Origin of the sequence: uncultured Sphingomonas sp. (genome assembly GCF_964244235.1) — a bacterium.
Taxonomy (GTDB): domain Bacteria; phylum Pseudomonadota; class Alphaproteobacteria; order Sphingomonadales; family Sphingomonadaceae; genus Sphingomonas.
On sequence record NZ_CAXTII010000023.1, the window covers coordinates 1 to 13643 of the forward strand.

Sequence of the window (13643 nt, forward strand, 5' to 3'; positions counted from 1 at the left end):
TGCTTCAGCCGAAGACCGCGCTCGACATGGGCAATTCGGGCACCTCGACGCGACTGTTGATGGGACTGGTCGCGAGCCACCCGATCACCGCGACGTTCGTCGGCGACGCGTCGCTGTCGGGGCGTCCGATGGCCCGGGTGATCGAACCCTTGTCGCGCATGGGGGCGGACATCACCGCAAGCCCCGGCGGACGCCTGCCGTTGATGCTGCGCGGGCTCTGCCCCGCGGTGCCGGTCGAATACACGCTGCCCGTCGCTTCGGCGCAAGTGAAGTCGGCGATCCTCCTCGCCGCGCTCAATACGCCCGGCACGACCCGCGTGACCGAACCGGTCGCGACGCGCGATCACAGCGAACGGATGCTGGCAGGGTTCGGGGCCGCGTTGACGGTCGAACAGACGCCGGCGGGCCGCATCATCTCGCTGACCGGCGAGGCGGAGCTTCGACCCCAGTCGATTACAATTCCGGGGGACCCGTCCTCGGCGGCGTTCTGGATGGTGGCGGCCTGCATCGTTCCCGGATCGGACGTGACGATCGCGAATGTCGGATTGAACCCCACGCGTACCGGGTTGCTGACCGTGTTGCGTCTGATGGGAGCCAATATCGAGGCGATCGATCCGCGCATCGTCGGCGGCGAGCCGGTCGCCGATCTGCGCGTCCGCCACGCGGCCTTGTCCGCCATCGACGTGCCCGCCGATCTCGCGCCGGGCATGATCGACGAATATCCGGTGCTGTTCGTCGCCGCCGCCTTCGCAAGCGGCCGGACGGTCGCGCGCGGCGCGCACGAACTGCGCGTCAAGGAATCCAACCGGATCGCGGCGATGAACGCGGCGCTCAGTGCCTGCGGCGTCGCGGTCGAGGAATATGACGACGGTCTAGCCATCACCGGCAGTGGCGGCGAGGCCATCCCCGGCGGCGCGACGGTCGCGTCGAAGCTGGACCACCGGATCGCGATGAGCATGGCGGTTGCGGGGCTCCACGCGGCGAACCCCGTCACGATCGACGATGTCGCACCGATCGGCACCAGCTATCCCGATTTCCTCGTCGCGCTCGACCGGTTGACGGGGCGCGCATGATCATCGCGGTGGATGGGCCGGCGGCCAGCGGCAAGGGCACGATCGCGAAGGCGCTGGCACGGCATTACCGGCTGCCGCATCTCGATACCGGGCTGCTGTACCGCGCGGTGGCCTTTGCGGTGGGACAGCTCGACCTCGACCCCGAAAAGGAAGCCGATGCGGTCGCAGCATGCGATTTCGAAGAGCGGATGCTGGAGGACCCACGCTTGCGGGACGACCGGATCGGGCGGCTCGCATCGATCGTATCGGCGCACCCGCTCGTCCGCGCCGCGCTGCTGCAGCGGCAGAAGCGGTTCGCGCATCTGCCGGGCGGCGCGATCCTGGATGGCCGCGACATCGGCACCGTCATCGCGCCGGATGCCGATGCCAAGCTGTTCGTGAAGGCGACGCCGCGTATCCGGGCAAAGCGTCGACATGCGGAACTTCAGGGACGCGGCGGCCTTACGAGCTTCGACCGCGTGCTCGCCGATATCCGCCAGCGCGACGAACGCGACAGCAGCCGGTCCGCCGCGCCGCTCGTCATGGCGGCCGACGCGGCGCTGCTCGATACCAGTTTCCTGTCGATCGATTCGAGCGTGCAAAAGGCGATCGCCCTCGTGGAGGCGGCTCGGCTGCTGCAATAGGCGTTCCGATCTTGCGCGCCGGAGCCCCGAACGCTAAGGACGAACCATCCGGCGGACAGACGTTCGCGGAGGTAGGCGCGGAAGCATGGTCTTCACGCGCCCTTTTCGCATCTTGCGTCTAGCCCTCCGTGCATGTCCGATGTCGGATGCCGCGCCGGCACGGGGCCTGCGCGGCAGCGTGAAAGCCAAGACCGCCGGATACAACCGGCTGGCCGGCAACGAACGACTTAGGAATATTGGACTTTATGGCTACCCAGGTAATGCCGAGCCGCGATGACTTCGCCGCGATGCTGGACGAAATGTTCGGCGGTGCCGACAGCTTCGAAGGCCGCGTTGTGCACGGCACCGTCACCGCGATCGAAAACGACATGGCCGTCATCGACGTCGGGCTGAAGTCCGAAGGGCGCGTGCCGCTTCGCGAATTTGCAGCGCCGGGCCAGAAGGCGGAGCTGAAGGTCGGCGACGAGGTCGAGGTCTATGTCGACCGCGTCGAGAACATGCATGGCGAGGCGATGCTGTCGCGCGACCGCGCCCGCCGCGAAGCCGCCTGGGACAAGCTGGAGCAGGAATTCTCGAAGACCACCCGTGTCGAGGGCGTGATCTTCGGCCGCGTGAAGGGGGGCTTCACCGTCGACCTGAACGGCGCCGTGGCGTTTCTGCCCGGCTCGCAGGTCGACATCCGCCCGGTCCGCGACGTGACCCCGCTGATGGACATCCCGCAGCCTTTCCAGATCCTGAAGATGGACCGCAAGCGCGGCAACATCGTCGTGTCGCGCCGCGCCGTCCTGGAAGAGACTCGCGCCGAGCAGCGTTCGGGCCTGATCCTCAGCCTCGCCGAGGGCCAGATCATCGACGGCGTCGTCAAGAACATTACCGATTACGGTGCGTTCGTCGATCTGGGCGGGATCGACGGTCTGCTCCACGTCACCGATCTCAGCTACAAGCGCGTCGGCCATCCGAGCGAAGTGCTGAACATCGGCGATACCGTGAAGGTGCAGATCATCCGCATCAACAAGGACACGCAGCGCATCTCGCTGGGCATGAAGCAGCTCGAGAGCGATCCCTGGGATGCCGCGTCGACCAAATACCCGATCGGCGCGAAGCTGTCGGGCCGGGTCACGAACATCACCGAATATGGCGCGTTCGTCGAGCTGGAAGCGGGTATCGAGGGCCTCGTCCACGTCTCCGAAATGTCGTGGACGAAGAAGAACGTCCACCCTGGCAAGATCGTGTCGACCAGCCAGGAGGTCGATGTCGTCGTCCTCGAGGTCGATCAGGAGAAACGCCGCATCTCGCTTGGCCTCAAGCAGGCACAGGCCAATCCGTGGGAAGCGTTCCTGGCCGAGCATCCGGTTGGCTCGACGGTCGAGGGCGAAGTGAAGAATGCAACCGAGTTCGGCCTGTTCATCGGTCTGGACAACGACGTCGACGGCATGGTCCATATGTCGGACATCGCCTGGGGCGTCGCCGGCGAGGACGCGCTGAACCTGCACCGCAAGGGCGAGACCGTCCAGGCAATCGTGCTCGACATCGATGCCGAGAAGGAGCGGATCTCGCTCGGCATGAAGCAACTCGAGCGTGGCGGGCCAGCGGCCGGCGGTGTTGCGGCATCGGGTGATCGCCTGAACAAGAACGCGGTCATCACCGTCACCGTTCTGGAAGTCCGCGATGCGGGTCTCGAGGTCCAGGCGGGCGACGATGGCGCGACCGGCTTCATCAAGCGCACCGATCTCGGCCGCGACCGCGACGAGCAGCGGCCGGAGCGGTTCCAGGTCGGGCAGAAATTCGACGCGATGGTCACCGGGTTCGATCGGTCGAAGAAGCCCACTTTCTCGATCAAGGCGATGCAGATCTCCGAAGAGAAGCAGGCGGTGGCGCAATATGGTTCGTCCGATTCGGGCGCAACCCTCGGCAACATCCTCGGCGAGGCGCTGAAGGCGCGGGGCGAGACGACCAAGGACTGATCGACGCATCGATCGTTTCGGATGGCCGGGGTGTGCGATACGCATCCCGGCCGTTTTGCGTTTGAGATGCTTCCTGTCCGGTTCCGCGACAGCGGGATGTCGCGCCCGGTTTCCCGCGCAGGATTTTCGATTGACCTGGATCAATCGATTAGCGAGAGTACGACGGCAGCCGGGGATAGCTATGATGATCCGTTCCGAACTTGTCCAGAATATCCTCGACGCCAACCCGACGCTCGCCATGCGCGATGTGGAGGCGATCGTCAGTGCCTTCTTCGACGCCATCTCCGACCGGCTGGCTTCGAACGGCCGGGTCGAACTTCGCGGCTTCGGTTCCTTTTCGACGCGGGCGCGTGACGCGCGGAGCGGTCGCAACCCGCGTACCGGCGAAACCGTACCGGTCGATGCGAAGCGCGTGCCGTATTTCAAGCCTGGCAAGGAAATGCGCGTCCGTTTGAACGTGTAGGATGCGTGCCGCGCCTTGACGGTAGCGCTTCGCTGCGCTTCTCGTATCCCGGTGTGCGGACGTGGCGAAATCGGTAGACGCTGCCGACTTAAAATCGGTTTCCATCGGAGTGCGGGTTCAAGTCCCGCCGTCCGCACCATCCTGTTGGCGATCGCCCTGACCGGCTGCGACCGCCGTCCCGACAAGGGTCCGGTGATCGTCAGCGCGATCGGCGGGACGCCGGCGCTGGTCGATGCCGCGCGCGGCCGACCCGATACCGCGCAAAAACTGATGGTCGATTCGCTCGCACAGGGGCTTGTCCGGTTCGATGCCGGGGGGCAGATCGAACAGGGACTGGCCGAACGCTGGATCGTGATCGATGGCGGCCTGACCTACATCTTCCGGTTGCGCGATGCCGAGTGGCAGGATGGCAACCACGTTACCGCCGATCAGGTGGTCGCCATCCTGAAACGACAGATCGCCCCCGGTTCGCGCAATCCGCTGGCCCCTTTTCTCACCGCGATCGGCGACATCGTCGTGATGACGCCGCAGGTGATCGAGGTCCGGCTGAAACGCCCGCGGCCCGACCTGCTGAAGCTGTTTGCCCAACCCGAACTCGCACTGGTGCGGACGAACCCGCCGGGCGGCAGCGGTCCTTTCCGGATCGCGGTAGAAGGGCGCAGCCCCCTCCTGCGCCCCGCCTTCGACCGCGACCGTGCCGATCCGGACGACCTGCGGACACTTGCGCCGGAAACGGAGGTCCGGCTGATCGGCGAGCGGGCGTCGCTGGCCATCGCACGTTTCGCCCATCGCGACTCGGACCTGGTCGCCGGCGGCACGTTCGTCGACTGGCCGATCCTGGCGCAGGCTTCGATCGCCCCCGCCAACATCCAGGTCGACCCCGCGGCCGGACTGTTCGGGCTTGCGTTCGCCAATCGCGATGGCTTTCTCGCTGATCCCGTCAACCGCGCCGCGGTGGCGCAAGCGATCGACCGCGGTGCCGCGACCGCTGCGGTTCGTCCCAACTGGGCATCGACCGAACAGATCCTGCCCGAGGCGCTCGACTCCGCCGCGCCGCCGGTCGTTCCCGTCTGGGCGCAGGTGCCGCTCGCCGACCGCGTGGCGGCGGCCAAGGCGCATGTCGGCTTATGGCCGGTCCGACCGATGTTGCGGATCGCGTTGCCGACCGGGCCCGGGGCAACCTTGCTCTACGGCCAGATCGCGGCCTCGCTGATCGCGATCGGTGCCATCGCGACCCGGGTCGCGGCAACCGCGGACGCCGATCTTCGCTTGATCGACCGGGTCGCCCCCTATGACAGCGCGCGCTGGTATTTCGCGAACGCATGCGCGCCGTGCGGGGCTGCGGCGCTGACGGCGATCCTCGCGGCCCGCGATGCGCCGACGCTGGAGGAACGAAGCCGTCGGCTTGCGGACGCGGACCTCGCCCTGGCGCAGGACGTGGCTTTCATCCCGATCGCGCACCCGCTTCGGTGGTCGCTCGTGGCGACCCGGTTACGGCAGTTCCAGCCCAACCCTCGGGCATGGCACCCGTTGAACCGGCTTCGCGCCGACACCAGTTACCCGCAATGAATTTCGATCGGACCCGTATGGGCCAGACCCTTCTCGATCGGCTGCCGGTCGGCCGCGATCCCGTCTCGGTGCGTCGCCGGGTCGAGGCGATGGAGCATCTGCTCGAGGGGCTTTTCGTGATCCCCGGCATAAACCGCCGGATCGGGCTCGACGTCATTCTCGACGCACTGCCGTTCGCAGGCACCAGCATTGCCGCCGCCCTGGGCGCATGGATGGTGTGGGAAGCGCGCAATATCGGGATGTCGAAGCTGCAGATGGCGCGAATGCTCGGCAATGTCTGTGTCGACTGGGCGCTCGGCATGATCCCGCTGATCGGCGCGGTCCCCGATTTCTTTTTCCGGTCGAACAGTCGCAACCTGAAGATCATTCACCGTCATCTCGACCGGCATTTCCCGGCGAGCGTGACGATCGAGGGTTAGGGTGTCCTGCGCGCGATCCTGAGCGACGTACCGGGCGACACGCCGCCACGACCGGGGTCGCAGCGGACGAAGGCGAAGGTCTTGCCCAGGCACAGCCAGATCTCGTCGAGCCAGCCTTGGCGGTCTGTCGTGATCCGCATGCCGTCCGCGCGCAGACCGGGATTGGCCTTCGCCATCGCAAGCGCGAGATCGCCCGCGTTCGGCGGTGCGGCGGCGAGCGCGTCCATGTCGGGGAAGCGAAGCTTCGCATACAGCCCGGTGGACAGACGAAAATACCGCGCGGGATCATAGCCGGCCATGCACGTCCCGTGCTTCGCCCATTCGTGCTGCAGCAATTGCGCGGACGGCGTCGTGCACATCGCGCCGCGGATCACGCGCGGAGGCAACAGGGGCGTGGTCGTACAATATTGCGGCCAGGCCGCGCCGATCCCGTCCGGCCACAGTCCATGCAGCACGAAGCCGAACCGCCCTCCGGCGTGATTGCCGCATTCGAAGTCCGCGCCGGGTCTGGTACTTGTCTGGCGACAGAAATGCGGTGTCCAGGTAAGCGCGAGGGTATAGCCGCCGATCGGTTCCTGCCGCGCGGGCTGTTCCGCCGTCGGCAATTCGGGATGGACGGAGACCGGCGCGGTCGGCGGCGTGCAATCGCTGACCTGCGCCCGGCCGGCCACCGGCCATGCAAGCGACAGCAGCGCCGCCGCGCGGATTACACGCTTCATGCGAAGGGCTCCTCGCCGACCGGGATTTCGCCGAACCAATGCACCGCGTCGCGGCGGAACAACAGGGTCGCGGCCGCGATATAGAGGATGTTCACCGCCGCCATGAGCAACACCGGCATGCCCAATTGGATGCGCGCGGTAGCAAGCTGGAATATCGAAAACAGGATTCCCATCGCGGCGAAGACCGCGAAGACCGTGACGATCCATTTCGCCACGATGCTCGGCGTACGCGCGGTGAAACGCCAGAGCAGCAGCGAGATGACGATATCCAGCGCGAGCGTCATCCATAACAGCCAGGTCTTTCCCGCCAGCAGCGGGTTCATCGAAAGCGCGCCGGCGCGGGCCGACCAGGTCAGTACGGACGCGAGCAATCCCAGCGCGAACGAAGAAAGATACAAACGTTCGTAGCGAACGATCGACTGCGGTCGGACCATCTAACACCCCCTATGATAAAAGAGGGGTATCGCCTGTTGCGCGGATCGCCAAGCCCGATCGAACCAGCGCAAAGTCCAGCCCGATATCCGCCGCCGGCGCGGATTGCGTCAATCGCCCGACGGAAACATAGGTCACCCCCGTCGCGGCGATGTCGCGGATCGTTTCCAGCGTCACGCCTCCCGACGCCTCGGTCGGTACGCGGCCGCCGACAAGCGTCACCGCCCCGCGCAGCACCGCCGGCGTCATGTTGTCGAGCAGCAGATGCGTTGCGCCCGCCGCGAGCGCGGGTTCTATCTGATCGATCCGGTCGACCTCGACGATGATGCGGGCGATCCCGGCCGCCTTCGCGCGCGCCACCGCTTCGCCGACATCGCCGGCCACCGCGACGTGATTGTCCTTGATCATCGCCGCGTCCCACAACCCCATCCGGTGATTCTGCGCGCCACCCATCCGGGTCGCGTATTTCTCCAGCCGGCGCAGACCGGGTATGGTCTTGCGCGTGTCGAGCAGGATCGCGCCCGTCCCAAGGATGCGGTCGACATAGGCGCGCGTCAGCGTGGCGATGCCCGACAGATGCTGCACGGTGTTGAGCGCGGATCGCTCCGCCGTCAGCATCGCGCGCGCGCTGCCCTCCAGCCGCATCAGCACGCCGCCGGCCGCAACCGCGGCACCGTCCTCGACCAGCGGTACGATCGCCACTTCCGGATCGAGCGTACGAAAGAACCCCGCTGCCACGCCAAGCCCGGCGACGGTGATCGAGTCGCGGCTCGCCATCACCCCCCGAAACCGCGCCTCCGCCGGGATGACCGCCGCGGACGTGATATCGCCCCCATCGCCAAGATCCTCCGCCAGCGTCGCGGCGACGAAAGCGTCGAGGTCGAATCCGTCGAGCACGAACGCCATGTCAGTCGCCCGTCACGCGCGCCGGGCCAAGATCACCCTGCCCGATCGTGGCGCTCGCCATCGACAGCATCGCGTCGAGGCTCTTCTTCGCTTTCAGCCGCAACCCTTCCTCGATCTCGATCCGCGGTTCGAGATCGCGCAGCGCGACGTATAGTTTCTCCATCGTGTTCAGCGCCATGTACGGGCAGATGTTGCAGTTGCAGTTCCCGTCCGCCCCCGGCGCACCGATGAAGGTCTTGCCCGGCAGCGCCTTTTCCATCTGGTGGATGATATGCGGCTCGGTCGCGACGATCAGCGTGTCGCCCGGAAAGCTTTGGGCGAATTCCAGGATGCCGCGGGTCGATCCGACATAGTCGGCATGGTCCAGGATCACCGCGGGACATTCCGGATGCGCCGCGATCGGCGCGCCGGGATGCAGCAATTGCAGCTTCAGCAACTCGGTCTCGCTGAACGCCTCGTGGACGATGCACACCCCCGGCCACAATAACATGTCGCGGCCGGTCTTGCGCGCGAGATAGCCGCCGAGATTCTTGTCGGGGCCGAAGATGATCTTCTGATCTGACGGCAGCTTGGCGAGGATCGTCTCAGCCGAAGAGGATGTGACGATGACGTCGCTGAGCGCCTTCACGGCGGCGGAGCAGTTGATGTAGGTGAGCGCGATGTGATCGGGGTGCTGCGCGCGGAACGCGGCGAACTGGTCGGGCGGACAGCTGTCCTCCAGACTGCACCCCGCGTCCATGTCGGGTAGAACGACGATTTTCTGCGGGCTGAGGATTTTCGCGGTCTCCGCCATGAAGCGAACGCCGCAGAACGCGATGACGTCGGCGTCGGTCGCCTGCGCCTTTCGGCTGAGATCCAGACTGTCGCCGACGAAGTCGGCAATATCCTGGATTTCGGGCTTCTGATAATAATGCGCGAGGATGACGGCGTTGCGATCCTTGCGCAGTCGGTCGATCTCGGCGCGCAGGTCGAGGCCGCGCAGGACGTTGGGCTGACAGGTCATGTGCCTCAGATGGCGGCTTGGGCGGGTCCACGCAACCCGCTGGGTGGCGAGCCGAGCAGCCTGCCCGGAACGGCCGCCCCGGGCGCGTCCGCCGTCACCGCCACCCAACGCGACCGCCCAGCCCACGCCGATCCAGCCGAGTCGGCGATGGAGCGACGGCGTCCCACCCCGCACCCGAGTTGCGCCTGGATCGTGAACAACATCGTCCAGCCCATGAATGCGACGGCGTGAAGATGGATCAGAGGGCGGACATGAAAGCTCGAACGACCGGCGATCAATTGCGTCGAAAAGCCGATGACGACCGTCAGCGCCATGACGACTGCGAGATGGCCGAAGAACCGGTCTCTTTGGTCGGCGGTTCCAACCCGCTCCGCGATGGTCGCCATCGATCAAGGCCCCGTGAGAAGGTCGCCGTCTGTTGAGATCAGGAAGATAATGCAAGTTGACGCCGACTGTGCCATGAAAGCAAAGTCTCATGGCTCCCTCAGCACGTCTTCGATCGAGCGCGATACGTCCCAGCGGCGTTGGTCCTCGGACGGCCTCGGGTCGCCTGCGAGACGCACCCGGACCGTCACGCCGTGGAAGCCCGCCGCGCGGAGCGGGGCGCCCAGCAGATCGGCGATCACGACGCGGGCGTTGTCTCGGGCAAGCGCCACGTTCTTCGGGTCGCGCGCCCGCGCCTCCACCATCGTCTGCGCCTTGACGGCGGTGGCCCGGCTCATGTCCTCGAACGCGCCGCGGGTGACGAACAGACCGCGGTCGCGCGTTAGCGTGCGATGCGCCTCGTCGATGCTGGATGGGCCAACCGTCACGTCTGGCGCATCGACGAGCAGTGTGCGTGCGCTCGCGTCCCAGCGCATGGCCCCCGGCCCGATCTGGCCTGCATCGACGAAATAATCGACGGCGTACGGCGCCTTTACGACCCGATCGGACCGGAGCAGGCCGAGCCCGCGCGCATCGGTCGCGGTACTTTGCACCATGCCCGACAGCGTACCGACCCGCAGCGACGCGGATCGGGCAAAGCGCTCGGCAACGACCTTCGCCACCGCCACGCCGTCGTCCCGCGTCTCGACGACATAGCGTTCGCGATAGCGGAGCCATCCCGCATAGCCGACGCCGAGCAGAACGACGATCGCCAGCGCCTGGAGCAATCGCCTCACGTAGCCCAGCGCTCCCCGTCGCGGTGAACGCGGTCCCGACGTTCGAGGTCGATCAGATGTGCGAGCACCGAGCGCTCGGCCGCGGGCAGCAGCCGCTCGTCGAGCCCGGCATACATCGCCCGGGTCAACTCGGGCAGCGCCGACGCGCGCTCGCCGAGCAGTCGCAGCGCCTGCCTCTCGCGCTGGCGGCGGTGACCGATCATGTGCCGGACGAGCCGGCGCGGGTTCTTCACTGCATCGCCATGGCCGGGATAATAGATCGCCTCGTCGCGGCCCTTCAGTCGCTCCAGACTGGCCATATACGCCGCCATGTCGCCATCAGGTGGCGAGACGACCGTGGTCGACCAGCCCATGACGTGATCGCCACTGAACAGCGCGCCCGTGCCCCCCTGCGCTTCCAGTAGCGCGAAGGCGAGGTGGTTCGAGGTATGCCCCGGGGTCGCCAGCGCGGTCAGCGTCCAGCCGTCTCCGGCGATCCCCTGCCCATCCTCCAGCACCCGGTCGGGTGCATAGTCGGCATCGAACGCCGCGTCGGTCTGCGCCCTCTCGCCATGGATGGCGAACGGTGCCGCCCCGACGATCGGCGCACCCGTCGCGAGCGCGAGGGGACGGCTGGCAGGGCTATGGTCGCGGTGATGATGGGTGACGACGATCGCCCGCACCGGTCGCCCCGCGATGACCGCGGTCATCGCGGCCAGGTGGCCGGGATCGTCGGGCCCGGGATCGATGACCGCGAGGTCGGTCGTACCGACGACGTGCGTCTGCGTGCCGGTGAAGGTGTAGGGCGACGGATTGGGGGCCAGAACGCGAGTGACCAGCGGTTCGAGCGCGATCGGTAGTCCGGTGGCGTCGTCCATGGCAAACGAATTGGCGGTGAAAGCCACGGTTGGCAAGTCTTGCCGGGCCATCGGGCGCGCTGACGCTTCTCACCCGCCCGACGTCCGGTTGGCCCTCCAGACGGAGCAAGCCGAAAGTGCCGACCACGAGCATGATGTCGCCGTTTCTTACATGCGCAGATCAGCGGCCATGTCCATTAACCATCCGAACCCGCGCAAAACCGCCGACCGCCCGGGCTGGCACGAACGCTGCTACCTGTGAGGCAGCCGAGCGCAGCGCGCTTCAGCAGGGCGGGCCGACGCTGCTACCGATCTCGCGTCGCCCGCCCGCACCCGGCCTTTCAGCCCTTCTTGACGAGCAGATCGGCCAGTTCGCCGCTTTCGTACATTTCCATCATGATATCCGACCCGCCGACGAATTCGCCTTTCGCGTAAAGCTGCGGGATCGTCGGCCAGTCGGAATAGCCCTTGATCCCCTGACGGATCGCCTGGTCCTGCAGAACGTCCACGCTTTCGAACTCGACGTCCAGATGATTGAGGATCGCGACCGCGCGGCTGGAGAAGCCGCATTGCGGGAACAGCGGACTCCCCTTCATGAACAGTACCACGGGACTGGCCTTCACCAGCGTATCGATACGGGCGAGCGTGTCTTCGGTCGTCAGGTCGGACATCACGGAATTCCTCGGGAAGATGCGGTGGTCAGTTGCAGCGCGTGGAGGACGCCACCCATGCGGCCGCCGAGCGCGGCATAAACCTGCTGATGCTGCTTCACCCTGGTCATGCCGGCAAAGCCGGGGGCAACCACGCGGGCGGCATAATGGTCGCCATCGCCGGCCAGATCGGTGATCTCGACCTCGGCATCCGGGATGCCGGCGCGGATCATCGCGGCGATGTCGTCAGCGGCCATCGGCATGTTATTTCAATTCCATCAGCTGTCGGCGCGCATCGACGGTCTTGTCGGCCAGCGCCTGGCGCACCTGCGCGTCGTCGACCTCGATCCCCGCCGCGGACAGGTCCCCGACGAGCTTGCGCACGACGTCCTCGTCGCCCGCTTCCTCGAATTCGGCGTGCACCACGGAGCGCGAATAGGCATCGGCTTCTTCGGGGGTCAGCTTCATATGCGCCGCCGCCCATTGCCCGAGCAGGCGGTTACGGCGCGCGACGATCCGAAACGCCATTTCCTCGTCATGGACGAACTTGGCCTCGAAGCCGCGTTCGCGGTCGTCGAAAATGGTCATGGCGTCGCGCGTCCCCGTACCGGTCATCGCTTCATGAGATAGGACGGGTACCGAGGGCACGCAACCGCAGCGCGGTTCAGCGGCCGATCAGCCGCCGTGCGATGGCATCGGCGACATGCGCCGCGGGCGTGCCGGTACGCTCGCTTTCGTCCCAGATCTCGCTCAGCCGGGCGGGAATGCGGGCGATACGCGTCACCACCTCGGCCTCGTCGCCCTGGCCGAGATATTCCAGCCCGACATTGATGATGCCGCCCGCATTGATGACGTAATCTGGCGCATACAGGACGTCGCGTTCGTGAAGTCGGTCGCCATCCGCCGGCGTCGCGATCTGGTTGTTCGCGCCGCCGGCGATGACCTTCGCCTTCAGCGCGGCGATGCTGGCTTCGGTCAGGATCGCGCCGAGCGCGTTGGGGCTGACCAGATCGACGTCTGCCGACAGGATCGCCTCCGCCGAAACCGCGACCGCGCCCAGTTCCTCCGCCAGCGCCTGCGCGCGTATATCATCAACGTCCGCCAGCGTCAGCACCGCTCCGTCCTTCGCCAGCAACCGCGCGAGCCCGCCCCCGACCGAGCCGACGCCCTGGATCGCGACCCGGACGCCCTTCATGTCCGTCGCACCCAGCCCGCGCGCCGCTGCGGCCTTCACGCCCAGATACACCCCTTGCGCGGTGTAAGGGCCGGGATCGCCGCCCGCCGCCCCGCTCGCGACCGGCAGGCCGGAGACGTAACGCGTCTGGCTGGCGATCACCTTCATCCGCGCTTCGGACATGCCGACATCCTCGGCCGTCACGTAGCGCCCGCCGAGCGAATCGACGGCGCGGCCGAACGCCTGAAGCTGCGCGTCGCCGATCGTCGCACCCGGCGCATCCGCCAGCACGACACCCTTGCCGCCGCCGAGCGGCAGGCCCGCCATCGCGTTCTTGAAACTCATGCCGCGCGACAGGCGCAGCGCGTCGGTGATCGCCCCGTCGCTGTCCGCATAATGCCAGAAGCGCGCGCCGCCCGCGGCCGGCCCCATCGCGGTCGAATGGATCGCGATCACCGCACGCAGCCCCGAACTTGGGTCCGTGAAGAGGTGCACGCCCTCATGATCGTCGAAATCGGGAAAACCCCAGCCGCTGGTCATCGTTCAAAATCTCGGGAATTGGCGCAAGGGAATGGGGCGACCGACGGGACTTGAACCCGCAACATCCGGCATCACAAGCCGACGCTCTAACCAATTGAACTACGGTCGCCGC

General features: G+C 66.7%; 18 protein-coding genes and 2 tRNA genes. 8 read left to right on the top strand and 12 right to left on the bottom strand.

Annotated features, from left to right (window positions below):
* From aroA to ACFE7D_RS05990, 7 genes are all read left to right on the top strand, one after another.
* Positions 1-1073, top strand: a 1073-nt coding sequence (gene aroA, locus ACFE7D_RS05960; RefSeq protein WP_375394515.1) for a 3-phosphoshikimate 1-carboxyvinyltransferase, incomplete at its 5' end; no start/stop codon positions are given.
* Positions 1070-1696, top strand: a complete 627-nt coding sequence (cmk, locus tag ACFE7D_RS05965; RefSeq protein WP_375394516.1) for a (d)CMP kinase — start codon at positions 1070-1072, stop codon at positions 1694-1696. The genes aroA and cmk, both read left to right, overlap by 4 nt.
* Positions 1697-1941: 245 nt before the next feature.
* Positions 1942-3660, top strand: a complete 1719-nt coding sequence (rpsA, locus tag ACFE7D_RS05970; protein WP_375394517.1) for a 30S ribosomal protein S1 — start codon at positions 1942-1944, stop codon at positions 3658-3660.
* A gap of 184 nt (positions 3661-3844) precedes the next feature.
* On the top strand, positions 3845-4123 hold the full coding sequence (locus ACFE7D_RS05975) for an integration host factor subunit beta (protein WP_375394518.1): 279 nt from the start codon (positions 3845-3847) through the stop codon (positions 4121-4123).
* A 55-nt stretch (positions 4124-4178) separates the two neighbouring features.
* Positions 4179-4262, top strand: a tRNA-Leu gene (locus ACFE7D_RS05980).
* Between the two features lie 5 nt (positions 4263-4267).
* Entirely contained in the window at positions 4268-5692 is a 1425-nt protein-coding gene (locus tag ACFE7D_RS05985) for an ABC transporter substrate-binding protein (protein ID WP_375394519.1), read from the top strand.
* The gene (locus ACFE7D_RS05990) at positions 5689-6111 is read left to right on the top strand and encodes a DUF4112 domain-containing protein (protein WP_375394520.1); all 423 of its coding nucleotides are present in this window, start codon (positions 5689-5691) and stop codon (positions 6109-6111) included. The genes ACFE7D_RS05985 and ACFE7D_RS05990 overlap by 4 nt, the downstream gene beginning before the upstream one ends.
* On the opposite strand, the gene ACFE7D_RS05995 is transcribed toward ACFE7D_RS05990, so the two are convergent.
* From ACFE7D_RS05995 to ACFE7D_RS06025, 7 genes are all read right to left on the bottom strand, one after another.
* Entirely contained in the window at positions 6108-6830 is a 723-nt protein-coding gene (locus ACFE7D_RS05995) for a ribonuclease T (RefSeq protein ID WP_375394521.1), read from the bottom strand. The genes ACFE7D_RS05990 and ACFE7D_RS05995 overlap by 4 nt on opposite strands.
* Positions 6827-7264, bottom strand: a complete 438-nt coding sequence (locus ACFE7D_RS06000; RefSeq protein ID WP_375394522.1) for a hypothetical protein — start codon at positions 7262-7264, stop codon at positions 6827-6829. The genes ACFE7D_RS05995 and ACFE7D_RS06000 overlap by 4 nt, the downstream gene beginning before the upstream one ends.
* 10 nt (positions 7265-7274) lie before the next feature.
* On the bottom strand, positions 7275-8168 hold the full coding sequence (gene nadC / locus ACFE7D_RS06005) for a carboxylating nicotinate-nucleotide diphosphorylase (protein WP_375394523.1): 894 nt from the start codon (positions 8166-8168) through the stop codon (positions 7275-7277).
* Position 8169: 1 nt separating this feature from the next.
* Positions 8170-9171 carry a quinolinate synthase NadA gene (gene nadA / locus ACFE7D_RS06010; protein ID WP_375394524.1) on the bottom strand — a complete coding sequence of 334 codons (1002 nt, stop codon included), beginning with the start codon at positions 9169-9171 and terminating at the stop codon, positions 8170-8172.
* A gap of 5 nt (positions 9172-9176) precedes the next feature.
* Positions 9177-9557 (bottom strand): hypothetical protein, encoded by a 381-nt coding sequence (locus ACFE7D_RS06015; protein WP_375394525.1) that lies wholly within the window; start codon positions 9555-9557, stop codon positions 9177-9179.
* An 87-nt stretch (positions 9558-9644) separates the two neighbouring features.
* A complete protein-coding gene (locus ACFE7D_RS06020) occupies positions 9645-10331 on the bottom strand; it encodes a hypothetical protein (protein ID WP_375394526.1) in 687 nt (228 codons plus the stop codon).
* Positions 10328-11188, bottom strand: coding sequence for an MBL fold metallo-hydrolase (locus ACFE7D_RS06025; protein ID WP_375394527.1), 861 nt, complete (start codon positions 11186-11188; stop codon positions 10328-10330). The genes ACFE7D_RS06020 and ACFE7D_RS06025 overlap by 4 nt, the downstream gene beginning before the upstream one ends.
* Here ACFE7D_RS06025 and ACFE7D_RS06030 point away from each other — a divergent pair.
* Entirely contained in the window at positions 11187-11429 is a 243-nt protein-coding gene (locus tag ACFE7D_RS06030) for a hypothetical protein (protein ID WP_375394528.1), read from the top strand. The genes ACFE7D_RS06025 and ACFE7D_RS06030 overlap by 2 nt on opposite strands.
* 79 nt (positions 11430-11508) lie before the next feature.
* On the opposite strand, the gene grxD is transcribed toward ACFE7D_RS06030, so the two are convergent.
* The 5 genes from grxD to ACFE7D_RS06055 all read right to left on the bottom strand — a co-directional run bounded on the left by grxD (position 11509) and on the right by ACFE7D_RS06055 (position 13640).
* Positions 11509-11838 (bottom strand): Grx4 family monothiol glutaredoxin, encoded by a 330-nt coding sequence (gene grxD / locus ACFE7D_RS06035; RefSeq protein WP_375394529.1) that lies wholly within the window; start codon positions 11836-11838, stop codon positions 11509-11511.
* On the bottom strand, positions 11838-12080 hold the full coding sequence (locus ACFE7D_RS06040; RefSeq protein WP_375394530.1) for a BolA family protein: 243 nt from the start codon (positions 12078-12080) through the stop codon (positions 11838-11840). The genes grxD and ACFE7D_RS06040 overlap by 1 nt, the downstream gene beginning before the upstream one ends.
* A gap of 1 nt (position 12081) precedes the next feature.
* Positions 12082-12405 carry a DUF1476 domain-containing protein gene (locus ACFE7D_RS06045; protein ID WP_375394531.1) on the bottom strand — a complete coding sequence of 108 codons (324 nt, stop codon included), beginning with the start codon at positions 12403-12405 and terminating at the stop codon, positions 12082-12084.
* Positions 12406-12481: 76 nt separating this feature from the next.
* A complete protein-coding gene (locus ACFE7D_RS06050) occupies positions 12482-13531 on the bottom strand; it encodes a Glu/Leu/Phe/Val dehydrogenase (RefSeq protein WP_375394532.1) in 1050 nt (349 codons plus the stop codon).
* A gap of 32 nt (positions 13532-13563) precedes the next feature.
* Positions 13564-13640, bottom strand: a tRNA-His gene (locus ACFE7D_RS06055).
* Positions 13641-13643: the final 3 nt, after the last annotated feature.